This window comes from Plantactinospora sp. WMMB782, from assembly GCF_049179135.1.
Lineage (GTDB): Bacteria > Actinomycetota > Actinomycetes > Mycobacteriales > Micromonosporaceae > Plantactinospora.
The window spans coordinates 6,084,837-6,109,123 of sequence record NZ_JBMHMC010000007.1; the positions used below are offsets into that span (position 1 = coordinate 6,084,837).

21 protein-coding genes are annotated in these 24,287 nt (G+C 72.0%); 9 read left to right on the forward strand and 12 right to left on the reverse strand.

From position 1 onward, the window contains the following. Position 1: 1 nt before the first annotated feature. Both ACN28A_RS29205 and ACN28A_RS29210 read right to left on the reverse strand, forming a co-directional pair. Positions 2-1,054, reverse strand: a complete 1,053-nt coding sequence (locus tag ACN28A_RS29205; RefSeq protein ID WP_421400478.1) for a FecCD family ABC transporter permease — start codon at positions 1,052-1,054, stop codon at positions 2-4. Further along, positions 1,041-2,018, reverse strand: coding sequence for an ABC transporter substrate-binding protein (locus ACN28A_RS29210; RefSeq protein ID WP_421400480.1), 978 nt, complete (start codon positions 2,016-2,018; stop codon positions 1,041-1,043). The genes ACN28A_RS29205 and ACN28A_RS29210 overlap by 14 nt, the downstream gene beginning before the upstream one ends. Before the next feature lie 280 nt (positions 2,019-2,298). Between ACN28A_RS29210 and ACN28A_RS29215 the strand changes: the two genes are divergently transcribed. After that, positions 2,299-3,189: a glycoside hydrolase family 19 protein gene (locus ACN28A_RS29215; protein ID WP_421400483.1), complete on the forward strand. Its 891-nt coding sequence runs from the start codon at positions 2,299-2,301 to the stop codon at positions 3,187-3,189. A gap of 54 nt (positions 3,190-3,243) precedes the next feature. Here ACN28A_RS29215 and ACN28A_RS29220 read toward each other — a convergent pair whose 3' ends face one another. Further along, the gene (locus tag ACN28A_RS29220) at positions 3,244-4,206 is read right to left on the reverse strand and encodes a helix-turn-helix transcriptional regulator (protein ID WP_421400485.1); all 963 of its coding nucleotides are present in this window, start codon (positions 4,204-4,206) and stop codon (positions 3,244-3,246) included. Between the two features lie 115 nt (positions 4,207-4,321). On the opposite strand from ACN28A_RS29220, the gene ACN28A_RS29225 reads away from it, so the two are divergent. Together ACN28A_RS29225 and ACN28A_RS29230 are read left to right on the forward strand one after the other, a co-directional pair. Further along, on the forward strand, positions 4,322-5,020 hold the full coding sequence (locus tag ACN28A_RS29225) for an alpha/beta fold hydrolase (protein ID WP_421400488.1): 699 nt from the start codon (positions 4,322-4,324) through the stop codon (positions 5,018-5,020). Positions 5,021-5,218: 198 nt separating this feature from the next. Further along, on the forward strand, positions 5,219-6,334 hold the full coding sequence (locus ACN28A_RS29230) for a serine hydrolase domain-containing protein (protein ID WP_421400491.1): 1,116 nt from the start codon (positions 5,219-5,221) through the stop codon (positions 6,332-6,334). A gap of 179 nt (positions 6,335-6,513) precedes the next feature. Here the strand turns inward: ACN28A_RS29230 and ACN28A_RS29235 are convergent, their stop codons facing one another. Next, positions 6,514-12,099: a carboxyl transferase domain-containing protein gene (locus ACN28A_RS29235; protein ID WP_421400493.1), complete on the reverse strand. Its 5,586-nt coding sequence runs from the start codon at positions 12,097-12,099 to the stop codon at positions 6,514-6,516. A gap of 313 nt (positions 12,100-12,412) precedes the next feature. Here ACN28A_RS29235 and ACN28A_RS29240 point away from each other — a divergent pair, with 313 nt between their 5' ends. After that, entirely contained in the window at positions 12,413-12,643 is a 231-nt protein-coding gene (locus ACN28A_RS29240; RefSeq protein WP_421400495.1) for a hypothetical protein, read from the forward strand. Positions 12,644-12,656: 13 nt separating this feature from the next. Here ACN28A_RS29240 and ACN28A_RS29245 read toward each other — a convergent pair whose 3' ends face one another. Further along, positions 12,657-13,388: a DUF6766 family protein gene (locus tag ACN28A_RS29245; protein WP_421400497.1), complete on the reverse strand. Its 732-nt coding sequence runs from the start codon at positions 13,386-13,388 to the stop codon at positions 12,657-12,659. A gap of 145 nt (positions 13,389-13,533) precedes the next feature. After that, positions 13,534-13,758, reverse strand: coding sequence for a DUF2188 domain-containing protein (locus ACN28A_RS29250; protein WP_421400499.1), 225 nt, complete (start codon positions 13,756-13,758; stop codon positions 13,534-13,536). A 201-nt stretch (positions 13,759-13,959) separates the two neighbouring features. Here ACN28A_RS29250 and ACN28A_RS29255 point away from each other — a divergent pair, with 201 nt between their 5' ends. After that, on the forward strand, positions 13,960-14,937 hold the full coding sequence (locus tag ACN28A_RS29255; protein WP_421400502.1) for a DNA topoisomerase IB: 978 nt from the start codon (positions 13,960-13,962) through the stop codon (positions 14,935-14,937). A gap of 240 nt (positions 14,938-15,177) precedes the next feature. Here ACN28A_RS29255 and ACN28A_RS29260 read toward each other — a convergent pair whose 3' ends face one another. The 6 genes from ACN28A_RS29260 to ACN28A_RS29285 form a co-directional block, all read right to left on the reverse strand. Then, the gene (locus ACN28A_RS29260; protein WP_421400505.1) at positions 15,178-15,840 is read right to left on the reverse strand and encodes a DUF3618 domain-containing protein; all 663 of its coding nucleotides are present in this window, start codon (positions 15,838-15,840) and stop codon (positions 15,178-15,180) included. Next, positions 15,837-16,280, reverse strand: a complete 444-nt coding sequence (locus ACN28A_RS29265; RefSeq protein ID WP_421400508.1) for a phage holin family protein — start codon at positions 16,278-16,280, stop codon at positions 15,837-15,839. The genes ACN28A_RS29260 and ACN28A_RS29265 overlap by 4 nt, the downstream gene beginning before the upstream one ends. Continuing rightward, positions 16,277-16,966: a hypothetical protein gene (locus ACN28A_RS29270; protein WP_421400510.1), complete on the reverse strand. Its 690-nt coding sequence runs from the start codon at positions 16,964-16,966 to the stop codon at positions 16,277-16,279. The genes ACN28A_RS29265 and ACN28A_RS29270 overlap by 4 nt, the downstream gene beginning before the upstream one ends. A 288-nt stretch (positions 16,967-17,254) precedes the next feature. Further along, positions 17,255-17,863 carry a flavodoxin family protein gene (locus ACN28A_RS29275; protein WP_421400512.1) on the reverse strand — a complete coding sequence of 203 codons (609 nt, stop codon included), beginning with the start codon at positions 17,861-17,863 and terminating at the stop codon, positions 17,255-17,257. 64 nt (positions 17,864-17,927) lie between these two features. Then, the gene (locus tag ACN28A_RS29280) at positions 17,928-18,728 is read right to left on the reverse strand and encodes an SDR family NAD(P)-dependent oxidoreductase (protein WP_421400515.1); all 801 of its coding nucleotides are present in this window, start codon (positions 18,726-18,728) and stop codon (positions 17,928-17,930) included. Positions 18,729-18,837: 109 nt separating this feature from the next. Beyond that, a complete protein-coding gene (locus tag ACN28A_RS29285; RefSeq protein ID WP_421400517.1) occupies positions 18,838-20,022 on the reverse strand; it encodes a zinc-dependent alcohol dehydrogenase in 1,185 nt (394 codons plus the stop codon). Between the two features lie 217 nt (positions 20,023-20,239). On the opposite strand from ACN28A_RS29285, the gene ACN28A_RS29290 reads away from it, so the two are divergent. From ACN28A_RS29290 to ACN28A_RS29305, 4 genes are all read left to right on the forward strand, one after another. Then, positions 20,240-21,583, forward strand: a complete 1,344-nt coding sequence (locus tag ACN28A_RS29290) for an ABC transporter substrate-binding protein (protein WP_421400519.1) — start codon at positions 20,240-20,242, stop codon at positions 21,581-21,583. A 58-nt stretch (positions 21,584-21,641) separates the two neighbouring features. Then, positions 21,642-22,616, forward strand: coding sequence for a carbohydrate ABC transporter permease (locus ACN28A_RS29295; protein WP_421400521.1), 975 nt, complete (start codon positions 21,642-21,644; stop codon positions 22,614-22,616). Next, positions 22,613-23,551 (forward strand): carbohydrate ABC transporter permease, encoded by a 939-nt coding sequence (locus ACN28A_RS29300; protein WP_421400524.1) that lies wholly within the window; start codon positions 22,613-22,615, stop codon positions 23,549-23,551. The genes ACN28A_RS29295 and ACN28A_RS29300 overlap by 4 nt, the downstream gene beginning before the upstream one ends. Before the next feature lie 85 nt (positions 23,552-23,636). Beyond that, on the forward strand, positions 23,637-24,053 hold the full coding sequence (locus ACN28A_RS29305) for a CBS domain-containing protein (RefSeq protein ID WP_421400526.1): 417 nt from the start codon (positions 23,637-23,639) through the stop codon (positions 24,051-24,053). The last annotated feature ends 234 nt before the right edge of the window (positions 24,054-24,287 follow it).

The following is a 24,287-nucleotide window of genomic DNA, read 5'->3' on the forward strand; positions in this document are numbered from 1 at the left end:
CTCACACCTCCGAGAGCCGGCCGTAGCGGACGATCGCCACGAACGCGGGGGCGCCCAGCACCCCGAGCACCACCCCGACCTGGAGTTCGTCGGGAGCGGCGACCACCCGGCCGAGCACGTCGGCGAGGAGCAGCACGATCGGTGCCAGCACCATCGAGTACGGCAGGATCCAGCGGTAGTCGGGGCCGCAGACCAGCCGGGCGGCGTGTGGTACGACCAGGCCGACGAAGACGATCGGGCCGCAGGCGGCGGTGGCCGCGCCGGCGAGTACCGCCACCACGGCGAAGGCGGCGGCCCGGGTCCGGGTGACGTGCTGGCCGAGGCCGCGGGCGGTGTCCTCGCCGAGGGCGAGGCCGTTGAGGGCCCGCCCGAAGCCGAGTGACGCGGCCAGGCCGAGCAGCAGGAACGGCGCCACCCCGGTCAGGATCGGGGTGTACCGGCCGGCGAGCGAGCCGACCTGCCAGAAACGCAGCTCGTTGAAGGCGTCCACGTTCGTCATCACGATCCCGGTGGTGACCGAGACGAGACCGGCGGTGACCGCCGCGCCGGCCAGGGCGAGCTTGACCGGCGTGGCACCCTCCCGGCCCAGTGACGCGATCGCGTACACCAGGACGAGTGCCCCGATCGCTCCGGCGAAGGCGAACCAGACGTAGAGGCCGACGCCGCGTACCCCGAGCACCGTGACGGCGAAGACGACCAGGACGGCGGCGCCGGAGTTGACGCCCATGATCCCGGCGTCGGCCAGCGGGTTGCGGGTGACGCCCTGCAGGATCGCCCCGGCGACGCCGAGCGCGGCGCCGACCAGGATGCCGAGCAGGGTACGCGGGACCCGCAGTTCCAGCGTGACGGTGCTGGTGATCGACCCGTCGTCGCCGAGGTTGCCGAGCGCGCGCAGCACCTCGGTCAACCCGATGGAGCGCGAGCCCATCGTCACGCTCAGGAACGCGACGACGGCGAGTACCAGGCAGAGCGCGGCGAGCCCGGACCCCAGTGCGGGAGCCCGTCGCCCGCCGCGCCCCGGTGCCCGGGTCGGGTGCAGGCTAGTCGCCGACATTCGGATCCGCGGCCTTGACCGCCTCGGTGAGCTTGTCCAGCTCGGTGGCGAAGTCGCCGTACGTGTGCAGCCAGAACGCCGGCCACGACACGGTCGCACCGGCCCTGGCCGCCTTGACCTTGAACCAGGTCGGCTGCTTCTTGCTCCACTCGGCGTTGGCGGTCGGGGTGTAGGAGCGGCCGTCCCAGAGGATCAGGTCCGGTTGGTACTTGTCCGCGTTCTCCCAGCTCAGGTTCTCCCAGTACGGGAAGCCGGGGTCGGGACTGCCCGGGTTGATCACCTTCAGTCCCCAGCTCTGCAGGTCCAGCAGTTCGGGGGCGTACTCGGGGTTGGCGACGTACACCTTGTCGTCGGAGGGGGACATCGCCGCGACGGTCAGGCCCGGCTTGCCGGCCGTGGCGGCCTTGAAGGCGGTGACCGCCTCCTCGAAGCGCTTCTTGTGCGCCGCGATCTCCGGCTTGTCCACGTCGGCGCCGAGGCTCTCGGCAAGGTCCTCGTACCCCTCGGCCAGGGCGACGATCGACCTGCCCTGGGCGATTCCGACGACCGGGGCGAGTTCGGCGAGCTTCTTGCTCTTCTCGTCGACGCCCTCCTCCATGCCGCTGTGTGCCTTCTCGGCCGGCCACCAGTCGCCGACGACGAGGTCCGGGCGCAGCGCGGCGGCCTTCTCGACGTCGATCTTGCCCCATTCCTCGCCGAGGATCTCGATCCCGCTCAGGTCGAGGTTGCGCAGGTTGGGATCGGTCTTGACGGCCTCGTCGGCGTAGATGCCGACGGGCTTGATGCCGAACGACATCAGCGCGGCCGCCTCACCGGCGTGCGCGATGATCCGGGTGGGGGTCTGGTCTGCCTTCACCACCTGGCCGGAGCCGTCGGTGAAGGACCAGGGACCGCCGGTGGCGGTGCTGCCGGTGGTGCCGGCGGCGCTGTCGCAGCCGGCGAGCACGACGCTCAACGCGGTCACGGCCAGGACCGGACGCCATGCGCGCATGGTGGGGGTTTCCGTTCTCTCGGGATCGTCCGAACCTGAACGGCTCGGCAGTTAGGTAAGGCTAAGTAAAGTTCCCGCTCCTGGCTAGTCGCGATGATCCAACTCACCCGAAGGTGCCGGTGCCCTGAGCTGCTCGGATGGGTCCGGCTCCGCCGCTCGAAAAGATTAGTAAAGTTTCCAAACAGATCGTGTTACGGTCATCTCCATCGATGTGCGGCCACCGTCGGCCGCAGGTACCCAGGAAGGAGTGGCCATGTCGAGACTGCGCGCCCTGGTCGCGCTCACGGCGCTGGTGGTCGCCGCCGGACTCGTCGCGGTCGTCCCGTCGACCCCGGCATCGGCGGCGGCCTGCGTGACGCCGTGGCAGTCCTCGGTCGTCTACTGGGGAGGCGACCAGGCCTCCCGCAACGGCCGCAACTACCAGGCGAAGTGGTGGACCCAGAACGAGGCCCCGCCGGGCACCTCTGGAGTGTGGCAGGACCTCGGCGCCTGCGGCGGCAGCACACCGCCGCCGACCAACCCCGGCAACTTCGTGGTCAGCGAGGCACAGTTCGGCCAGATGTTCCCGGGCCGCAACTCCTTCTACACCTACTCCGGCCTGGTCGCCGCGCTCAGCGCCTACCCGGCCTTCAGCAGGACCGGCAGCGGCACCGTCCAGCGTCAGGAGGCGGCGGCCTTCCTGGCGAACGTGCACCACGAGACCGGCGGGCTCGTGCACATCGTGGAGCAGAACACCGCCAACTACCCGCACTACTGCGACGCCGGCCAGCCGTACGGCTGCCCCGCCGGGCAGGCCGCCTACTACGGGCGCGGGCCGATCCAGCTCAGCTGGAACTTCAACTACAACGCCGCCGGGAACGCCCTCGGGCTGCCCCTGCTGACCAATCCGTGGCTGGTGCAGAACGACGCCGCGGTCGCCTGGAAGACCGCCATCTGGTACTGGATGACCCAGAACGGACCGGGCCGGATGACGGCGCACAACGCGATGGTCAACGGCGCCGGCTTCGGCGAGACCATCCGCAGCATCAACGGCTCGATCGAGTGCAACGGGGGCAACCCCGGGCAGGTGCAGAGCCGCGTCAGTAGGTACCAGCAGTTCGTCGGCATCCTCGGCGTGCCGGCGGGAGCCAACCTGTACTGCTGATCCGTCGGTCGGGGCCCGGCGCGCCGTAACGGCTCGCCGGGCCACGGCATGCTGTCACGGCTCGCCGACGAGGGCGGCGGTGAACCGTGCCCCCACCGCCGCGACCGCGGCCCGGAGTTCGGGCCCGCCGTCGACGCGGAAGGCGAACGGTAAGGTGGCCAGCCACTCCTGGGCGTACATCGCCGGGTTGCTGGTGCTGCCGAGGAGCACGCACCCGTCGCCGAGTGGTTCGAGGCGTCCCATCGGCGGCCGGACCCAGCGGGCCACCTCGGTCGGCGGCGCGTCGAACACCACCCGGGTGGGGAACTCCCACCCGCTGCCCAGGTTCTCCTCCAGCGTCGCCACCGGGTCGAGGTCCTCGGGAGGCACGAACCGGTGCGTGGTCTGCCGGACGGCACGGACCCGGTCGAGACGGTAGGTGCGGATCGCGTCGGCGTGGTGCGAGTGGCACAACAGGTACCAGCGGCCGTGCCGGACAACGACCGCCCACGGGTCGACCTCGCCCTCCCACTCGTTGCCGGACCCGCTCCGATAGGTCAACAGCACCCGGCGACGGCCGGCGACGGCGGCGACGAGGGCGCTGGCCAGGCTCGGATCGGGCCGGGCCGAAGACCGGTCGGGGGCCGCCGAGGCGTACTCGCGCAGCGCCGCCGCCTGGCGCCCGACACTTCCCGGCAGGGCCCGGATGACCTTGTGCAGGGCCGAGCCGACCAGGTCGTCGACGTGCACGGCGGTCGGCTGGCTGTCGAGCACCGCCATGACCAGCCCGATCGCCTCGGGCTCGGTGAAGACGACCGGAGGCAGTCGGGTGCCGCGCCCGAGCCGGTAACCGCCGTACGGCCCCCGGGTCGACTCGACCGGAATGCCTGCCTCGCGGAGGATCTTGACGTACCGGCGGGCGGCCCGCTCGGTGACCCCGAGCCCCTCGGCGAGTTCCCCGGCGGTCGCGCCGGGCCGGGCCTGGAGGATCTCCATCGCGCGCAACGCGCGTGCGGTCGGACTTGTATCGCTCGGCATCGGGGCAAGACTAGGCGGTCGTCGACGGAAACCGGACGTAGATCGTCCGGAACCGGTCCTACGGTGTCCTCGGCACCGGACGCGACCCGAGCGCGCTGAGAAGAGAGAACCGATCATGGACATCCTGCTTGTTGCCGGCCTCTGGCTGGACGCATCCGTCTGGGACGACGTCGTGCCAGCCGTCGAGGCGCGCGGCCACCGTGCCGTTCCGGTCACCCTGCCCGGCCAGGGTGACGGGTCGACCACCGCCACCCTCGACGACCAGCTGGCGGCGGTCGTCGCCGCCGTCGACGCGGCCGCCGGGATGCCGGTGGTGGTGGGCCACTCCGCCGCCTGCACGCTTGCCTGGCTGGCCGCCGACGCGCGACCCGAGAAGGTGGCCAAGGTGGTCCTCGTCGGCGGTTTCCCGGCCGCCGACGGCGGCAGCTACGCCGACTTCTTCGACCTGGCCGACGGCGTGATGCCCTTCCCCGGCTGGGGTCCGTTCGAAGGGCCGGACTCGGCCGACCTCGACGAGGAGGCCCGGCGGGCCTTCGCCGCGCGGGCGATCCCGGTCCCGGCGGACGTGGCCAGGGGCGTGGTACACCTGCATGACGAGCGGCGGTTCGAGGTCCCGGTCGTACTCGTCTGCCCGGAGTTCTCCCCGGCCCAGGCGCGCGGCTGGATCGACGGCGGTGAACTGCCCGAACTCGCCCGGGTCAGGCACCTGGAACTTGTCGACATCGACTCGGGACACTGGCCGATGGTCACCGAACCGGTCGCGCTCGCCGGCCTGCTGTCGTCCGTGGCGGATTCGGTCGACCCCGGCCGTTGACCCCGGCGCCGTTGACCCCGGCGCCGTCGACCCCGGCGCCGTCGACCCCGGCGACCGCCCACGGGCGACTGCCGTGGCCGTCAAGTCCGGCGAACCCTGAGCCGGCCTTCCGGGGTACACCCAGGGCGTTCCCGGATATGTCCGCCCCAGCCGGTCCGGAAGGCTCCTTCCTGACGAACTGCTCACGGGAGGTCGGGGATGAAGCGAGTACGTCGGGTGCTGGTGGCGGCGACGGCGGCGGTGGCGGTGGGCGCGGCGCCGGTCGCGGTCGCCGCCGCACCCGAACAGCCGGACCGGGCCGAGTCGCAGCGCCGGCTCGACGAGGTGGTGGCGGTCGGCGCGGTGGGCGTGCTGGCGGAGGTACGTGACGAGCACGGCGTGTGGCGCGGCACCAGCGGCGTCGCCGAACTGGGCACGACCCGGGCGGTCCCGGCGCACGGCCGGTTCCGGGCCGGCAGCATCACGAAGACGTTCGTCGCCGTCGTCGTGCTGCAACTCGTCGACGACGGTCGGTTGCGGCTGGACGACACGGTCGAGGAGTGGCTGCCCGGGGTCGTCCCGGACGGTCACCTGGTCACGGTGCGCCACCTGCTCGACCACACCAGCGGGCTGTACGACGTGCGGCGGACGCTGCCGATGCCGCCGCGACCGGAGTTCTTCGCGAACCGGTGGCGGACCTGGACCGCCGCCGAACTCGTCGCGCGGGCGGTGGCCCACCCGCCGGCCTTCGAGCCGCCCGGTCGCACCTTCGAGTACTCGAACACCAACTACCTGCTGCTCGGCCAGATCGTCGAGAAGGTGACAGGCGAGTCGTACGGCGACGAGATCAGGCGCCGGATCATCCGGCCGCTGCGGCTGACCAGAACCGAGCTGCCGGGCACGTCGCCGTACATCCGTGGGCCGCACTCACGCGGCTACGTGCCGGTGGGGGAGGGCAGCCCGCCGCCGCTGCTCGACTACACCGAGATGAACCCGTCGATGCTGGGCGCGGGCGGCGACCTGATCTCCACGGCGAGCGACCTCAACAGGTTCTTCGCCGCGCTGCTCGGCGGGCACCTGCTCCCCGGTCACCTGCTCGACGAGATGCGCACGCCGGGCATTGGGGACGGACGGTACGGCCTCGGACTGACCTGGCGGGTCACCCCGTGCGGGACCCGGGTGTACGGCAACGACGGCGACGCCCTGACCTACCAGTCCTGGTCGTTCACCACCGAGGACCGGCGCCGCCAGGTCGCCGTCGCGCTGACACCGGACTTCCGGGGTGACCCCGACGACGCCGTCGACGCCTTCGTCGACCACGCCGTCTGCTCCTGACCGGCCGCAGTCCCCGGACCGGGACCTTGGTCCCGGCCCGGGGTGCGCACCGGCCCTTCCGACGGACCCGCCCGGGGCGCAGGTTGGAGGCAGACCGTGACGATCCGCGGCACCGGCAGCTTGGCAGCGCGCGTCCGGGACGCAGCCGACCGCTCGCCGGCCGCGCCCCGTGCTCAGCCTCAGCCGACCGTTGCCGGTGCCGCGCTGGCGTCGGTGCGCTGCCCGTCCCCGTCCGGTCGACGCAGACGTGCCTCGATGGCCTCGATCACCCGGGGGCGGAGTTCGGCGGCCCGGACGACGGCGTCGACGGAGCCGACCTCGACGGCGCGTGCGATGTTGTGCACGCGGTCGAACTCCGTGGCCACCTCGCCGAGCTTCTCCGCCCGTACCGTCAGGCGTAGCTCGTCGAGTTCCGCGGTCAGCGCCGCGCGGTCGGCACCGGAGGCGGCTGCCATCCGGGCCTCCAGGTCGCGGACCCGGGGGTCGGCGGCGGTGCGCGCGTTGACGTCGCCGGCGAAGACCGCGGCGGCCGCCGGGGCGCCGCCGAGCACCGAGGCGAACGAGCCCTCCAGCGCCAGTACGGTCATCCCGGGGTTCAGCGCCTTGGAGAAGACCACGAACGCGCCGCCGTGGTACCGGGAGATCACGCAGAACACGATCGGTCCACGGAAGTTGACGACGGCCCGGCCGATCTCGGCGCCGTACTCCAGTTGCAGCTTGCGCATCGACTCCGGGGAGCCGTCGAAGCCCGACAGGTTCGCCAGCACCACCAGCGGACGGTTGCCGCTGGCCGCGTTGATCGCCCGGGCGGCCTTCTTCGACGACGCCGGGAAGAGCGTGCCCGCCGTGTAGGAGTCCGGGCCGTCGGTGGGCGGGAAGCCGCGCCGGGGGACCGTCCGGGACTCGATGCCGAGCAGGCAGACCGGGATGCCGCCGAGGTAGACGTCCTGCACCACCGCGGTCTCCGCGTCGGCCATCCCGGCCCAGCGTTCCAGCACCGGCTGGTCCTGGTCGGCAAGCGCCCGCATCACCGTCCGGATGTCGAACGGCTTCTTCCGGTCCGGGTTCGCCTCGGCGGAGAAGATCTCGCCGACGGTGCTGAAGTCGCTGCCCGGCACCGCGTGCGGGAAGTTCCGGATGTCCCGGTCGACCGGGTCGGTGCTGGCCGCCCGGCGCGGCGTCGCCTCGCCCGGCGCCAGGTACGTGTGGTCGTAGTGCGCCATCAGCAGGTCCCGGGCGGCGGCGAGGTCCGGCGCCCAGTACTGCGCCTGTCCGTTCGGGCCCATCACCCGGTCGTAGCCGCCGATTCCGAAGTTGTCCTCGGCGGACACCCCGCCGGAGAAGTCCAGCGCCTGCTTGCCGGTGAGCACCATCGCCGACTCGGGGGTCATCACCAGGATGCCCCTGGTGTGCATGAGCATGGTCGCTTCGGCGTTCCAGTACGGCTGCGCGCCGACGTTGATGCCGGCGACCACGATGTTGATCTCACCGCCGGCCTGGGTGAACTCGACGATCCGCTTGAGCGCCGCCGCCACCCAGTCCATGTTCTCGGTGCCGGACGTCATGGAGATCCGGGCACCGGCGGAGAGCGCGTACCACTCCAGCGGCACCCGCAGCCGCTCCGCCAGGTCCAGCGCGGCGATCACCCGGCGGCACTCCGGCTCCGACAGGGCGCCCAGCGACTTGGTGGGGTCGCCGAGCAGCACGACCCGGGTGACGCCCTGCGGGTGCCGGACGGTCGGGGTGCTGACCAGGCCGGCGACGATCGCCGCACTGTTGCGCCCCTTCGGTCGGTCGACGGGCACCAGGGTGTGGTCGTCGTCGAGGTCGTGTTCGACGAAGTCGCCGAGCAGCCCGGTCAGCTCGTACGGGTACACCGTGTTGCGGCTGCTCGCCCGGAGCACCTTCAGCCGGTAGTCGTCGAGCGGCTCGACCGGCTCGGTCGGCGGCTCGCCGATGGTCAGCTCGGCACCGCCGGTCACGTCGAAGGAGATCCGTACGCCGACCTTTGTCAGCGCGCCGGTTCCGGGGTCGCGCTGGCGGGCGATGAAGAGGATCTCCTCCAGCCCGGCCCCGGCGGTCGTCGGGCGTACCCGCCCGGCGATCATCTCCATCTCCTCCCGGGTAAGGCCGACCGGCGGCCAGACGTAGATCACGATCCGGTTGGTGTTGAAGCGGGTCTTCGACGGCCGGCGCGACTGTGCCCGGCGGATCGAGTCGAGGCAGGCGGCGACGGTGTCCTCGGTGGTCGGCAGCGCCACCAGCCGGCCGTCCTGCTCGCGCAGCTCGGTCAGGTCGCGCACCTGTGCGAACGCGACGAGGCGCTGGTCGGAGGGGTTCTCCCGGGCCACCCCCTGGAAGAGGTAGACCTCCTCGTCCGCCGACGGCAGCCGGGTCAGGTCGAACTCGCGCAGCCGCTCGATCTGCATCCGCTGCGCGATGTACGGGTGCAGCCCCCGGATCAGCCGCTCCTCGGCCATCCGGGTCGGCACTGCCTCGGCCATCCGGGTCGGCACTGCCTCGTCCGTCCCGGCCGGTCGCCCGTCCGTCGTCCCGGTGCTGACGGGTCGGAACGTGAAGTGGTGGTGCATCACCGCACCGCCGCGACCCGCGACGGTGGTGGTCAGCCGACGGACCTGCGCCGGCAGCGGATACGCGTTGATCACCTCCAGCAGCGCGTTCGCCATCTCGTCGAAGTCCTCCGGCTGGTTCTCCCAGCCGAGGTAGACGTCGGCGTCGACGGCGTCCCCGCCGCCGGCCAGCTCGGCGAGGCCGCGCAGGGCGCCGCCGAGCGCGTCGAAGCGTACGGCGGCGGAGACCAGCCGGGAGTCGGCGCGCTGCGCGACCACGAAGGTGCAGCCCGCGGCCTGCCGGGTGGCCACGCCGGTCAGCCCCTTGTTGCCGTAGTACCGCCGGCTGAGCACCTCCAGCATGACCGCGTTGTCGAGGTGGTCGCGGACGAGTCGCTGGCCGAGCAGCCGGACCAGCGGCTCGGTGCTGCGCACCATCTCGGCGATCCGCTCGGCCCGGTCCGGTGCGTCCGGCCGGGCGTCCAGGTGCCGCAGGTGGGCGCGGACCCGGGCGTAGACCCGGGCCCGGTTGCGCCGCAGCAACGGCTGGGCGAACCAGCCGAAGACCACGCCCCGGGCGAGGTCGGCGACCACCGGGAAGCGGACCTGTGTCGCGGCGATCAGCCGCTCCAGGGCGAGACCGGCCGGCTCGCGCAGGCTCTCGTCCGGCGGCGGCTCCCGCAGCCAGGCGCGCAGCAGCGCAGCGACGACCGTGGCGTCGGCGGCGGCACGCTGCTGGGCGAGGAAGATCCGGAACACCGCGGCTTCGAGATCCGGCGAACGGTCCAGTTCGGTGACGCCGTAGTGCCCGAGCGCGCGGGCGAGCTTGGCCTGGAACGCGTCCGGCAGCCCGGCCCGCTCGACGTCGAGGCTCTGCAGGTAGGTGTGGAAGTACTCGCGGGCGCTGTGCACGTGCGCCTCGCCGCCGCCGTCCTCGCCGCCGGGCCGGTTGCGGCTCAGCTCGGCGAGGTTGGCGAAGACGTCGACGAGGTCGAGTTCGGCGACCAGCGGCCGGTGCCCGGCCTCGACGGCCATCCGCCGGATGGCGAGGTAGTCGTCGAGTACCCGGCGGTCGTCGTGCGGGTCGACGTCGAAGCCGAGCAGCAGGCCGCGCAGGTCCTCCTGGCCGCGCCGGACGCGCTGCTCCGCCGGGACCTCGTCGGGGGCGGCCGGCAGGTCCAGCTCGACGGGGGCGTCGGCCGGGCCGTCGTCGGTGGCGTCGCCGAGCGGCTCCAGCCGCAGCAGCGGGGCGCCGGCCTGCACCTGGCTGCCGACCGAGACGGCGCACTCCTTCAGCCGTGCCTTGAACGGCGCCCGCAGCACCGTCTCCATCTTCATGGCTTCCAGCACCAGCACCGGCGTGCCGGCCTCGACCTCGGCACCGACCCGCAGCGGGGTGGCGACCACCAGTGCGGGCATGGGGGAGCGGAGCACACCGCCCTCGTCCCGGCTGACCCGGTGCGTCACCCCGTCCACCTCGACCAGGTGGGTCGGCCCGTGCGTGCCGGTGAGCAGCCGGTACCGGTTGCCGTTGACGACGATCTGCCCGCTGTGCCGGTCGAAGCGGTCGAGTTCGACGTCGGCGGTGCGGATCCCGGCACCGGTCTCGATGCCGACCCGGAACCGGTGCGGCCCGACCCGGGCCACCCGCAGCCGGTAGCCGACCCCGCGCAACTTGAGGTCCAGCGGCCGGCCGCTGGCGTGCTGCACCTGCGGGCGCCCGCCGGCCGCCGTGGCCAGCAGCCGCCGCCGTTCGGCGCGCTCCTCCTCCTCGTACGTCTCGATCGCCGACGCCGCCAGCGCGACGGCGGAGTGCCGGTGCGCGACCAGCCGGCCCGCGCCGCGGACCCGGTCGATCCAGCCGGTGTCGGCGCTGGCGTCGACCACCTCGGGCTGGTCGAGCAGGTCGAGCACGAAGCTCTTGTTCGTCGCGCCGCCCTCGATCACCACAGTGGTCTCGGCCATCGCCCGGCGCAGCCTGCCGAGCGCCTCGGCACGGTCCCGGCCGTAGGCGATGACCTTGGCGATCATCGAGTCGAAGTCGGCGGGGATGGTGTCCCCCTCGCTGACGCCGGTGTCCACCCGGATGCCCGGCCCGGCTGGCAGGTCCAGCCGGGCGATCCGGCCGGGGGAGGGCGCGAAGTCGCGGTCCGGGTCCTCGGCGTTGAGCCGGGCCTCGACGGCGTGCCCGCGCTCGACCGGCGGCCGGCCTTCCAGCCGCCCGCCCGAGGCCACCAGCAACTGTGCCTTGACCAGGTCGAACCCGGTGGTGGCCTCGGTGATCGGATGCTCGACCTGTAGCCGGGTGTTCACCTCCAGGAACGCGAACAGCCGGTCCCCGGGGTGGTAGAGGAACTCGACGGTCGCCGCACCCCGGTAACCGACCGCGACGGCGAGCCGCTCGGCCGACGCCTTGAGCTCGGCCGCCTGCTCCGGAGCGAGTACCGGCGACGCCGACTCCTCGATCACCTTCTGGTTGCGCCGCTGCACCGAACAGTCCCGGACGCCGAGCGCCCAGGCGGTGCCCTGGCCGTCGGCGATCACCTGGACCTCGACGTGTCGGGCGCCGGTGACCAGGCGTTCCAGGAAGACGACGCCGCTGCCGAAGGCCCGTGCCGCCTCCTGGCGGGTCCGCTCGAAGGCGTCGGCCAGCTCGGCGTCGTTGGTGATCACCCGGATGCCGCGTCCACCGCCACCGGCGGTCGCCTTCAACATCAGCGGGTAACCGATCTCGGCGGCCGCCACCAGCGCGGCGTCCAGCGTCTCGACGGCGCCCCGGCTCCACGGCGCGACCGGCACCCCGACCTCCTCGGCGAGGAGCTTCGCGCCGATCTTGTCGCCGAGTTGGCGCATGGCGTCCGGGCTCGGCCCGACGAAGGTGACCCCGATCTTCTCGCAGAGCTCGGCGAAGGCCGGGTCCTCGGCGACGAAGCCCCAGCCGACCCACGCGGCGTCGGCGCCGGTCCGCACGAGCGCGCGTTCCAGCGCAGCCATGTCGAGGTACGGCCGGGCGGCGGCCGGCCCGAGATCGTACGCGATGTCCGCTTCCCGCACGAACGTGGCGGTACGGTCGACGTCGGTGTAGAGGGCGACGGTCTCGATCCGCCTCCCGGTCTCCGCAGCCAGCTCCCGGACCGCGTGGATGAGCCGCATCGCGGCCTCACCACGGTTGACGATGGCGATACGGCTGAACACCCGACCGACCCCTCCGGTTAGACCCACGACGAACCCGCCACGGGGCGATCGCCCCCGCTGTGATCACTTTTCTGCCTGCGGACCGGCGGCGCCATGTCGTAGGCACCGAACAGTATGCGGCCCGGTTTGTAGGAACCACACAAAAGCTTTTGGCTGGGTCCTCGCCTCCGAGCCGGGCGGGAACCGGTCGCCTTGCCTCCGGGCCGGCCGGGAACCGGTCACGAATCGAGAAGCGGGGGCGGCGGAGCCGCACATAGCGTGACCGTCATGGCCCGCCGGGCCGGAACAGACCGTCTGCTGCTGGAGGTGTGCGTTGCGCTGGAACAAGTGGGTCCGCCAGACCCATCGTTGGCTGTCCGTCGCGTTCACGGTGACCGTCGTCGCCGCCACCGTCGCGATCATGGGCCAGGCAGAGCCGGCCGCCTGGGTGTACTACCTGCCGCTGCTCCCGCTCTTCCTGCTCCTCGGCACCGGCCTGTACCTGTTCGTGCTGCCGTACGTCACCAGGGCACGTGCCCGGCGGGGCGCCGCTCGGGCGGGCTGACCGACTGTCGGTCTCAGCCACCGGTCTCGTGCTGCGGGGTGTTCACCGGCTTCGACTCCGGCGACCCGTGCTGGCGCAGGAAGACGCTGAGCACGATCAGGGTGCCGACCGCGAGGAACTCGCTCTGCCAGTTCTGCATCGACTGGAACCAGAAGTCGCTGCTGCCGAGGAACTCCCACGCGGTCACCGGCGGCGCGCCGGTCTCCAACGCCTGCTTCTCGTTGTACTCGGCGGTGCCGCCGAGCAGGTGCAGCACGAAGGAGGCGCCGAAGAGCAGGAAGAGCGCGATGGAGAGGCTGTTGCGGTAGAGCGCCAGCACCAGGCCACCGGCACGTACCGGCCAGGGCGAGTTCGACTTCGCCCTGGCCGGGTCGTCACCGGGCCGGTCCTCGTCCGGCTCGGGCCTGGACTCGGCCGACCCGCGTTGCACCAGATAGACGGTGAGCAGCACGTACGCGCCCATCTGGAGGAACTCGGACTCCCAGTTCTCGAAGACCGCCTCGGCGAAGTGTCCGGTGCCGAGATAGCCGAGATAGCTCTGCGCCCGCACCCCCGCCTGGACCAGCTCCTCGTTGTGGGTCTGCCATCCGAAAAGGCTCTGCAACGCCAGGAAGAGCAGGAACGCGCCGAACATCGTCACGGCCAGCCCGTTGTCCCGCACCCAACGTCGTACCCGTGGTGCGCCCGCCGGGCCGGCGGCGTTGCCGGCACGGGTCCGTTCCGCCGCGACGGTCTGTCGTCCCATTGCCGGAACCTCCTTCGTTCCGGAGGTCCCCTTCTGGATCAGGGGGTCTCCCCGGGCCCTGCTTCCCTGGGCCGGTTCGCGGAAAACCCGGTCTCGGCGTGGCGTGCCGGGCGTGTCGAGAGGAGCGGATGTCGGCCGGCCCGGCTCATCCGGCGGGCGTGACCGGGCCGCGCGAGTACGAGTGCTCCGTCTCGACCCGCCCGAAGTACTTGTGTACGACGAGCCGACTCGGCCGGTTCGCCCGGGCCGCCGCGCGACCGGCGGCGATCGCGCTCTCCTTGGTGCAGTAACGTCCCACGACGTCCGAATCGTCTTCCAGTTTCCACCCGTCGGTCTCCGGGACGACGTGGTACTGCCTCCGCTCGGCCATGCTGCGCCTCCTGTCTCCTTCGGTGCAGGAGCTACCCAGGCGACGTCCGGGGAAAACGGTGAAGTGGATCAGGACACCTGCCCGGAGCTGGATAAACGGCTGTTACCGGGCATCCGGTCCGGTCCTGGAGTGCCGAGCGGGCGCGGGGGTAGGGGCGTCGGGGTGGGGGTAGGAGAGTGGGTATGGCATCGGTGATCCGACATGCGACTGCGTCGCTCTGACCTCGACGCTCCCGGGTACGGCCGCCGCCGGCGGGGACGTGGCGTGACGTTCCTCGACACCGACGGGCGGCCGATCACGGACCCGGCGCAGCGTCGCCGGTTGCGCGAACTCGCCGTCCCGCCGGCCTGGCGCCAGGTGTGGATCTCACCCGATCCGCGCGGGCACATCCAGGCCACCGGCGTCGACGAGGCCGGGCGTAAGCAGTACCTCTACCACCCGGTGTGGCGTCAGCGGCGGGATCGCGAGAAGTTCGCGCACGTCCTGGCGGTGGCCGGCCACCTCGACCAGCTGCGCAAGCAGGTCGAGCACGACCTGGGCGGGCGTGGACTGAGCCGCTCCCGGGTGCTGGCCACCGTCGCCCGCCTGCTGGACCTGGGCATGTTCCGGATCGGCGGCGACCAGTACGCGGCGGGCGAGGCACCGACCTTCGGGATCGCGACGCTGCGTCCGGAGCATGCCCGGGGTGCCGGCGGCTGTGTGCTGCTGGAGTTTCCGGCCAAGGGCGGGGTGGAGCAGAGCCGCCGGGTCACCGATCCGGACGTCTGCCAGGTGTTACACGCCCTGAAGCGGCGGCGCCGGGGCCACGATCGCCTCTTCGGCTACTGGGAACGGCGACGCTGGTCGGACGTACGCGCCGAGGACGTCAACGACTATCTGCGCGGGGCCAGCGGCACCGACATGACGGCGAAGGACTTCCGCACCTGGCACGCGACCGTGCTCGCGGCAAGTCGGCTGGCCGCCGCCGGCCCACGGAACTCGGAGGCGAAGCGGCGGCGGGTGGTGGCCGGGGTGATGCGGGAGGTCGCGGAACTGCTCGGCAACACCCCGACGGTCGCCCGTGCGTCGTACGTCGACCCCCGGCTGGTCGACCTCTACCGGGACGGCCGGCTCGGACCGCTGGAGGGCACCACCGGGCCGGCGGCCGACCAGGGCGTGCTGGCCCTGCTCGGCGACTGACCGCAGCCCACCCCCGCCAGACGTGCCGCCTCGACCCCGCCGGCTCGAACAGCAACCACTCCAGCCCGCTCGCCCCATCGCTCGGTCTCCGCACCGCTCGTCGAACCGGGAGGGTGTGCGCAGTTGCTGTCGCTACCACGACATTCACCGCGCACACCTGCCAGCGCCCCCTACCCGCGAAGCTCAGCCAGCGGCGGCGCTCGGCCCCGGCGGCCCGGGAGCCGCCCGGCAGATCGCCGGTCAGCGGCGCCGTACCTCGCCCATCGTCTCGCGGGTCTGCCCCCGCAGTTCCTCCGCCGACGAGCGTGCCTGGTCCCGCATCTCGCCGGCGTGCTGCCCGGCGCGGGAGCGGACCGACTCGACGGCGTGCTGGGCCGGTTCCCGCAGGTTCTGCCGCGCCTGCTGGGCCATGCCGCTGGCCTGCTGCTTCAGCGCGCCGGAGTGTTCGGTCACCTCGTCCCGGAGCCGGCCGACCATCCGCCGCTCCGCCGGGCCGGCCGGCAGCAGCGCGGAGGCGAGCACCCCGAGCCCGAACGCGACGAGTCCGGCCGCCAGCGGATGTCCTTCGGACACCTGCCGGGTCTGCTGGCCCAGCTCCTGCGCCCGGTGGCCGGCCGAGGAGAGCCCGGCCCGGGACATCTCCCCGGCCTGGCGCATGCCGCCGCGCGCGTGCTGGGCACCCTCCCGCGCCTGGGACATCGTCCCGGTCATCTCCTGCCGGGTGTGCTCGGTGCGGCCCATCACCGATTCCCGCAGCCGCTGCCAGGCACCCCGGGCCCTGCCGGCCTGCTGGTGCGCCATGCTGCGCGGGTTCATCCGGTCGCCGAGCGCGTTCAGGTTCTCACCCAGGCGATCCTGGGTGCGGTCGGCGTCGGCTCGGATCGAGCCTGGGTCGGTACTCATCCCTGTCCCCCCGATCGATGCTGTGTCCGGTCCCGGATGGCGCCGGGCATCCGCCGGATCGACTCCGACGTCTGTGGCAGTGGCCGGAGACTGCGCGACTGCTGCCGGGCCACCCCGACGAGAGCGGCGGCGACCACGGCCCACACTCCGGCCACGACCAGTGCCGCCCACCCCTGGTCCATCACGTTCGACAACCCCCACCACAGGGCGTACGAGAGGAACAGCAGCACCATCAGCGCACCGAGCGCGGCGCCGCCGAACATCCCGGCGACCCGGCCCGCGGTGCGTACCTCCTGCCGCAGTTCCAGTTTTGCCAGCTGGATCTCCTGCCGGACCAGGGTCGAGGTGTCGCGGGTGACGGCACCGAGCAGCTCGCCGATCGAGGCACGGGCCGGATCCCGCTCCCGGTCGGCGCCGAGCCCACCCGCGGACACGCTCATCGCCGTACCTCGCTGGCGCGTCCCTCGCCGAGTCCGCCGTACTGGCCGGCTTCCGGCAGCGGATTGCCGTGTGGCTGTCCAGTCTGCGGTATGTCGCCCATCCCGGGTGACTGTCCCGTCGCGTTGCCGGACCGGCCGTGCGATCCGGTGTGCCGCCCGTCGGGATGCGGACCCGACGGACCGCCCTGCAACGCGTCCCGGGTCCGGGTCAACCGGCCGGCGAGCACACCGGCGACGGCGGCACCGGCGAGGAAGAGCCCCGGGTTGCGACGGGCGTAGTCGCGCACGTCGTCGAGTACCATCCCGGGTTCGCGCTGGTCGAGCCAACCGGCCGCCTGCTGGATCCGGTCGGCCGCGTGCCGGACCAGGTCCGTGCCGACTCCCGGGCGTTCGCTGCGTTCGGACATCGCCCGCAGCTCGTCGCCGAGGGCCCGCAACCCGGACGCGGCGCGTTCCTGCTGCGCGCCGGCCTGCTGCTTGAGCTGGGCCGACGCCTGCCCCATCAGTTCGTTGGCCTGTCGGCCTGCCTCGGTCGCGACGTCCCGACCCCGATCGGCGGCGTTGTGCGCGAGCCCCCCGCCGGTCTGCGTCAAGCGCTGTCCGGTCTCCATGGCGCCGTGCTGCGCAACCTGGGACTTCGACCGGTGACCGTCCCCGGACGGGTCGGCATTCCTGTCCTGTGTCATCTTCCGCCCCCAGTTTCACCTGCGGTGTCGCCCGCCGGTTACCCGGTTGGTCGGCTGATATACCGATTGCGGTCGGAGCGGACGGCCCGCCGGGGCGGCCGCCACGGAGGGACGGGGCGAACAGCAGCTTCGCGGAGAATGTCCGGCAACGGCGTCATCGTGAGGTCTCGCCGGATCAGCCCGCCGAGCCGGCCCCGCCGGATCAGCCCCGCCGGATCAGCCCCGCCGGACAGGCGCGGTGGATCAGCTCGCCGGTGCCGCCGGGTCGGGTCGGCGGACCGGGGACGGTCAGCTCGACGGGTACGGCTCTGCCGCGAGCAGGTGCGCCAGGTGTGCCGTGTTGCGGGCGAGTGTCCTGGTGGCGCTGCCCGTGGTGTCCGGCTTCGGCCCCGCGTCCCGGTAGTCGGTGCCGCCCATCGCCTCGCCGACCCAGTAGGTCGACGCGGCGGCGGCGATCGTGAACCCGACGTCGTTGAGCGCCTGGAGCACCTCGGCGGTGACGTGGTGCGCGCCGTCCTCGTTGCCGACCACGGCCACCGCACCCACCTTGCCGTAGGTGCGCAGCCGGCCCTGCCCGTCGGTCTCGGAGAGCTCGGCGTCGAGGCGTTCCAGCACCATCTTGCAGACGCTCGACGGCTGTCCCAGCCAGATCGGGGTGGCGACCACCAGGATCTGCGCCTCCATCAGCTTCGCGCGGATGTCCGGCCACTCGTCACCGTCACCCTCGTCCGTGGAGACTCCGAACCTCACCCTGTGGTCCACGACCCGGACCAGTTCGCCGTCCACGTCGTGGTCGGCGAGTGCCGTGAGGACCTCCCGGCCGAGCAGTTCCGCACTGGACGGAGCGGGTGAGGGCTTGAGGGTGCAGCACAGCACCAGGGCACGGACGGTTCCCACGGGTCTGCTCCTGTAGGTCGGTTTCGGTTGACCCGGATGTTCCTACCCTGTCCCGTCCCGTTACTCACTCCTTGGCGGAGCCGGGCCTTGCCAGCCTGCCGTGCAGCTCCGCCTTGATCCGTTCGGGCACCAGCTTGGCCGCACCGGCCAGCAGCCGGTTGTGCACCGACCCGGCGACCACGTGGTCCCGGCCCGCCATCATGGCCTCGAACCCGTGCCGGGCCACCTCGGCCGGGTCGTCCTTCGGGGCGGCGCCGAGCCGGGTGTCCCGCATGTCGGCCCGGTCGAAGAACTCGGTCTCGGTGGCACCCGGCATGAACGCGGTCACGGTGACCCCGGAGTCCTTCAGTTCGTTGTGCAGCGCCTCGGAGAACGACAGCAGGAACGCCTTGGAGGCGGCGTAGCCGGCCTCGAACGGCCCCGGCTGGGTGGCGGCGATGGACGAGGTGAACATGACACGTCCGGCTCCCCGGGCCACCATCGGCGGTATCCCGAGCTTGGCCAGGTGCACCGCCGACCGTACGTTGAGGTCGACCAGCCGCAGTTCGTCGGCGAGGTCGGACTCGGCGAACCTGCCGTTGACCCCGATGCCGGCGTTGACCACCAGTGCGTCGAGCGGGCGGCCCGTCGCGGCGACCCGGTCGTACGCCTGCTGGACGCCGGCGGGTGTCGCCAGGTCGGCCTGGACGGCCTCGACGGTGCCGCCCAGCGCCTCGACGTCCCGGGCGGCCTGGTGGATGCGCTCGTTCTCGGCGACGACCACCAGGTCGAAGCCGTTGCGGGCGAACTCCTTGGCCAACTCGTAGCCGATCCCGGTGGACGCGCCGGTGACGAGGGCGAGCGGGCGGCCGGGGGTGTGGGTCATGTCGGTGCTCCCTGCGATCATCGGTCCGGCCGCCGCCGGCCGGCGGGGCGCGACAGCCTGCTGCCGTCATGCCCTGCCGGGCCGGCGCTAAACCGGACGCGGGGCACCGCTACGGGGCCAACACCACCTTGATGCAGCCGTCCGCCTTCTTCTGGAACATCTCGTAGCCCTCGGCGGCATGCGCCAGCGGCAGCCGGTGGGTACGCAGGTCCTCCACCCCGAGCGGATCGTCGTCCCGGCCCAGCAGTGGCATGATCTCGTCGGTCCAGCGGCGCACGTGTGCCTGCCCCATCCGCAGCTGTACGCCCCGGTCGAACATCTCCATCAACGGCATCGGGTCGAGTTCCCCGCCGTAGACCCCGGAGAGGGAGACCGTGCCGCCGCGGCGTACCGACTTGACGGCGGCGTGCAGGACGCTGAGCCGGTCCACTCCGAACCGGTCGGTCATCGACCGGGCCACCGGGTCCGGCAGCAGTCCCACAGCGGTCTGGGCGAGCTTGCCCCAGGGCGACCCGTGCGCCTCCATCCCGACCGCGTCGATCACCGAGTCGGGGCCGCGGCCGTCCACCAGGTCGAGCAGGGCGCCCGGCACGTCGTCCAGGTCGCTCACGTCGACGGTCTCCACGCCGTGCCGCCGGGCCATCGCCAACCGCTCGGGGACCAGGTCGAGTCCGATGACCCGGGCGGCGCCGAGCTGGCGCCCGACCCGGGCACAGAACTGCCCGACCGGTCCGAGCCCGAAGACGGCGAGTGTGCCGCCCTGCGGCACGTCGGCGTAGCGTACCGCCTGCCAGGCGGTCGGCAGGATGTCGGAGAGGTAGAGGTACCGCTCGTCCGAGCCGGTCGACGGCACCTTCACCGGGCCGAACTGTGCGTGCGGGACGCGGAGGTACTCGGCCTGGCCGCCCGGCACCGAGCCGTAGAGGGAGGTGTAGCCGAACAGGGCCGCACCCTTGCCCTCGGAGCGCACCTGGGTCGTCTCGCACTGGGCGTAGAGCTGGCGCTGGCACATCCAGCACGAACCGCAGGAGATGTTGAACGGCACCACCACCCGGTCGCCCGGCCGGAGCCGGTCCACCGCCGGGCCGACCTCCTCGACGATGCCCATGGTCTCGTGCCCGAGGATGTCGCCCGGTTTCAGGTAGGCGCCGAGCACCTCGTAGAGGTGCAGGTCGGAGCCGCAGATGGCGGTCGAGGTCACCCGGATCACCGCGTCGGTCGGCTCCTCGATCCGGGGGTCCGGGACCTCCGTCACCCGCACGTCGCGCTTGCCCTGCCAGGTCAGTGCCTTCACCTGTCCGCCTCCCAACGCCTGTGGATGACGGAACTGCTACCCGGGCACCGGCGGTGTGAACCCGCGATCCGGAACCCGGCGACGGTTCGCGCCCGCCGACGACCCCGAGGCGCAGATCCTGCCGGAAGCGGGGGCCGGGTGTTTCAAGCGGAGGGGTGGGTGGAAGTAGTCATCCGCCGCTGCCGGGACCGCCCCGACACGGGGGAGGAGCGCCATGATGGGTAAGAGGTCAGGTCCGGCCGTACTCCTGGCCGCGCTGCTCGCGGTCGCCGGCTGCGGCGGAGTCGGCGGAGGCGGCGACGGTGACGGCGCCGAGGGGTCCGGCCGGCTCACCACCCTCGGGTTCAGCCTGTCGGACGAGATCGCGACCAGTCGGGTGGACAGCTTCAAGCAGGCCAGTCCGGGGATCACGGTGGAGATCACCGAGGGCGGCTTCGACGAGCAGCAGTTCCTCTCGGCCGTCGCCGACGGCAACCCGCCCGATCTGGTCTATCTGGACCGGAAGCTGATCGGCACGTACGCCACCCGGGGTGCGGTCATCCCGCTGACCGAGTGCGTCGAGAAGCACGACATCGACGTCGCGCAGTACCGGCCGGCGGCGCGGGACCAGGTGACCCTGGACGGCGTGCTGTACGGCATTCCCGAGTTCTACAGTGTCCGCCTCGTCTACCTGGACGAGGCCGTACTCCGGCAGGCCGGCCTCACCGCCGAGCAGGTCGACCTGGCGGACTGGGCCGATTTGCCGGCCCTGACCGACCGGCTGGCCCGGGTCGACGGCGGTCGCCTCACCCGGATCGGCATCGACCCGAAGATCCCCGAGTTCCTCCCGCTCTGGGCCAGGGCCAACGGCGCGGAGCTGCTCTCCGCCGACGGCCGGACGGCCCGGCTGGACGACCCCGCGGTGCTGGAGGCGCTGCGGACCGCCTACGGGCTGGTGCAGCGGCAGGCCGGCTGGGACAGGTTCAAGGGATTCCGGGACACCTTCGACTTCTTCGGCGCCGACAGCCCGCTGGCCCGGCACCAGATCGGCGTCTGGCCGATGGAGGACTGGTTCCTCAACCTCGCCGCCAAGAACACCCCGGACGCCGAGCTGGTGGTCAAGCCGTTCGTCGACCGGCAGGGCAACCCGCTCACCCTGGTCAGCGGCCAGGCCTGGGCCATTCCGAAGGGGGCGAAGAACCCCGAGGCCGCCTGCGAGTTCGCCAAGCGGATGACCGCGACCGACACCTGGGTCGCGGCGGCGAAGGCCCGGGTCGCCGCCAGGCAGGCCAGCGGAGCGCCGTTCACCGGCCTGTACACCGGCAACGTGGAGGCGGACCGGCGGATCATGTCGGAGGTCTACCGCCCCAGCGGCAACCCGCGGTTCGACCAGGCCGTCCAGACCATCGTGTCGGTGCAGGAGCACGCCTTCACCATCCCGGCGTCCCGGGCCGGTGCGGAGTTCGACAAGGCGTGGATGGACGCGGTGAACCGGGTCCTGTCCGGCCAGAGCGAGCCGGCCGAGGCGCTGCGGCGGGCCCAGTCCGAGGCCACCGCCGCGCTCGACCGGGCGGCGAAGTAGGCCGGCGATGCCGACGCCGCGAACTGGGCCGGCGACGACGCCGCGAAGTGGGCCGGCGATGCCGACCGGCACCGTCGGGGTCGGGGAGCGGCCCGCCCGGTCCGGCACATCCCGGCGGCGGGGCCGCAACCGGTTGGCCCGGCGCGAGACGCGCTGGGCGTACGTCTTCATCGCTCCCTGGCTGGTCGGCCTGCTCGTCTTCCAGGCCGGCCCGATGCTGGCCAGCCTCTGGCTGAGCCTGACCGAGTACGACGTGGTCAGCGCACCGACCTGGACCGGCCTGGACAACTATCGGCGGATCGCCGAGGACCCGATGGTGCTGCGCAGCCTCACCAACACGCTCTACTACACGGTGCTGCACGTGCCGCTGACGATGGCGGTGTCGCTCGGCCTGGCGATGCTGCTGTTACGGGTCGGCCGCCTCCAGGGCTTCTTCCGGACGGTCTTCTATCTGCCGGTGATGACCCCGACGGTGGCGATCGGGGTGCTCTTCCTGCTGCTGCTCAACACCCAGGACGGGCTCGTCAACCGGGGGTTGGCGGTGCTCGGCGTCGACGGCCCGGCCTGGACCACCGACCCGGACTGGGTGATGCCGGGGATCGTCCTGATGAGCCTGTGGAGCCTCGGCTCGACCGTGGTGATCTATCTTGCCGCGCTGCAGAACGTGCCGCGCGACCTCTACGAGGCGGCGAGCATCGACGGCGCCGGGGCGTGGGCCCGGTTCCGGCACGTGACCGTGCCGATGATCTCGGGCTCGCTCTTCTTCACCCTGGTCGTCAACACCATCGCCTCGTTCCAGATGTTCACCGAGGTCTACACGATGTACTTCGGGAACCGGGAGACGCAGAACAGGTTCAACTCCGACGCCGCGACCTTCTACGTGATCCGGCTCTTCCAGGAGGCGTTCCAGTTCCTGCACATGGGCTACGCCTCGGCCATGGCCTGGCTGCTCTTCCTGGTGATCCTCGGCGTCACCGCCGTGCAGGTGCGGCTCTCCCGGCGGTTCGTCTACTACGAGGGTGGTGAACGATGACCGACGTCGCGGCCCGGACGGGCGACGCTTCCGTGCTGCCGCCGGCCGGTTCGGGACCGCTGGCCGAGCGTCGCCCGGCCGGTGCGGCGCCGGATCGGGCGGCCGGCCGGCCCTGGTGGCGCCGGCTGCCGTTCGTGCTCGCGCTGGCCGGCGCGGCGGCGCTGTTCATGCTTCCGTTCCTCTGGCTGGTCAGCGCGTCGCTGCGGCCCCGCGAGTACGTCTTTTCCGCAGGCTTCCTGCCGGTGCCGTTCGCCCCGGAGAACTACTCGACGGCCTGGTCGGCGATCCCGCTGCTGAGTTGGCTGGCCAACAGCCCGCTGGTCGGGGTCGCGGCGGCGGCGGCGGTCACCGTCTCCAGTGCCTGGATCGCGTTCGGCTTCGCCTACTTCCGGTTCCCCGGCCGGAACCTGCTGTTCGGCCTGGTACTCGCCACCATGATGCTGCCGTTCGCGGTCACGATGATCCCGACGTACCTGATCTGGTCGGAGCTGAACCTGACCGGTACCCAGGTGCCGCTCTGGGCCGGCAACCTGTTCGGGTCGGCGTTCTACATCTTCCTCATCCGCCAGTTCCTGCTCTCGCTGCCCAGGGAGTACTTCGAGGCGGCCCGGGTGGACGGGGCCAGCTACCCGCAGCTCTTCTGGCGGCTGGCGTTCCCGCTGATCCGGCCGGCCCTGCTGGTGGCGTTCGTCTTCGAGTTCAAGGCGAGCTGGACCGACCTGATCAAACCGTTGATCTATCTGCGGGACGAGCAGCTCTACACCCTGCCCCGGGGACTGAAGGTGCTGCTGGACCGCTTCGGTTACGGCGGCGAACAGCAGTGGGAGATCGTCCTCGCCGGCAGCGTCATCGCCACCGTACCGATGATCGTTCTTTTCTTCCTGGCGCAACGGCACTTCGTCGAAGGCATCGCCACCACCGGCCGGAAGGGATGACTGTCGACGGCATGACCGGCATCAGCGGCCGGGGTTCTGGGTAGGAGAGGTGAACAGAGGCTATCCGTGGAAAAGGTGATCAGGTATGACGACCGCACGTGAGATCATGACACCGAACCCGACCTGCGTGGACGAGAACGACGACATGTTCACGGCCGCCCGCCGGATGTCGGAACTCGGCGTGGGTTCGATGCCGATCTGCGGCACCGACAACCGGCTCAAGGGCATGCTCACCGACCGGGACATCGTCGTGAAGGTGCTCGCCCAGGGCCGCGATCCGCGCATTGTGAAGGCGGGCGAACTCGCCCAGGGCAAGCCGGTGACCATCGGGGCGGACGACGACGCCGAGGAGATCCTGCGGACGATGGGCAGCCACCAGGTACGCCGGCTGCCGGTGATCGACGGGCACGACCTCGTCGGGATGGTCGCGGTGGCCGACGTCGCGCGGGCGCTGCCCGACCGGCCCGTCGGCGACCTGGTCGACGCCATCTCGCAGAGCTGAAGACGACCATCTCGCGGACCTGAACCCGTAGACAGCACACCGGCCCGTAGACAGCACACCGGGCGGTCGGCACATCCGGGGAGTCGACCGCCGCCTTCCCACCGGGCTCGACGGCACCGGCGCCGTCGAGCCCGGTGGTGTCCGGGCCGTCGACGTCGTGAGCCGAGCCCCGGTACGGAGTCGGCCGCCCGCACGGCGACGACGCCCGCGGACCGAGCCCCGGCGCGGAGTCGG

What these genes read in the sequence shown, in the direction of transcription:
- ACN28A_RS29205 (WP_421400478.1), bottom strand. Translation starts at nt 1,054, where the DNA reads ATGTCGGCGACTAGCCTGCACCCGACCCGGGCACCGGGGCGCGGCGGG.
- ACN28A_RS29215 (WP_421400483.1), top strand. Translation starts at nt 2,299, where the DNA reads ATGTCGAGACTGCGCGCCCTGGTCGCGCTCACGGCGCTGGTGGTCGCC.
- ACN28A_RS29220 (WP_421400485.1), bottom strand. Translation starts at nt 4,206, where the DNA reads ATGCCGAGCGATACAAGTCCGACCGCACGCGCGTTGCGCGCGATGGAG.
- ACN28A_RS29225 (WP_421400488.1), top strand. Translation starts at nt 4,322, where the DNA reads ATGGACATCCTGCTTGTTGCCGGCCTCTGGCTGGACGCATCCGTCTGG.
- ACN28A_RS29230 (WP_421400491.1), top strand. Translation starts at nt 5,219, where the DNA reads ATGAAGCGAGTACGTCGGGTGCTGGTGGCGGCGACGGCGGCGGTGGCG.
- ACN28A_RS29245 (WP_421400497.1), bottom strand. Translation starts at nt 13,388, where the DNA reads ATGGGACGACAGACCGTCGCGGCGGAACGGACCCGTGCCGGCAACGCC.
- ACN28A_RS29250 (WP_421400499.1), bottom strand. Translation starts at nt 13,758, where the DNA reads ATGGCCGAGCGGAGGCAGTACCACGTCGTCCCGGAGACCGACGGGTGG.
- ACN28A_RS29255 (WP_421400502.1), top strand. Translation starts at nt 13,960, where the DNA reads ATGCGACTGCGTCGCTCTGACCTCGACGCTCCCGGGTACGGCCGCCGC.
- ACN28A_RS29260 (WP_421400505.1), bottom strand. Translation starts at nt 15,840, where the DNA reads ATGAGTACCGACCCAGGCTCGATCCGAGCCGACGCCGACCGCACCCAG.
- ACN28A_RS29265 (WP_421400508.1), bottom strand. Translation starts at nt 16,280, where the DNA reads ATGAGCGTGTCCGCGGGTGGGCTCGGCGCCGACCGGGAGCGGGATCCG.
- ACN28A_RS29270 (WP_421400510.1), bottom strand. Translation starts at nt 16,966, where the DNA reads ATGACACAGGACAGGAATGCCGACCCGTCCGGGGACGGTCACCGGTCG.
- ACN28A_RS29280 (WP_421400515.1), bottom strand. Translation starts at nt 18,728, where the DNA reads ATGACCCACACCCCCGGCCGCCCGCTCGCCCTCGTCACCGGCGCGTCC.
- ACN28A_RS29290 (WP_421400519.1), top strand. Translation starts at nt 20,240, where the DNA reads ATGGGTAAGAGGTCAGGTCCGGCCGTACTCCTGGCCGCGCTGCTCGCG.
- ACN28A_RS29295 (WP_421400521.1), top strand. Translation starts at nt 21,642, where the DNA reads ATGCCGACCGGCACCGTCGGGGTCGGGGAGCGGCCCGCCCGGTCCGGC.
- ACN28A_RS29300 (WP_421400524.1), top strand. Translation starts at nt 22,613, where the DNA reads ATGACCGACGTCGCGGCCCGGACGGGCGACGCTTCCGTGCTGCCGCCG.
- ACN28A_RS29305 (WP_421400526.1), top strand. Translation starts at nt 23,637, where the DNA reads ATGACGACCGCACGTGAGATCATGACACCGAACCCGACCTGCGTGGAC.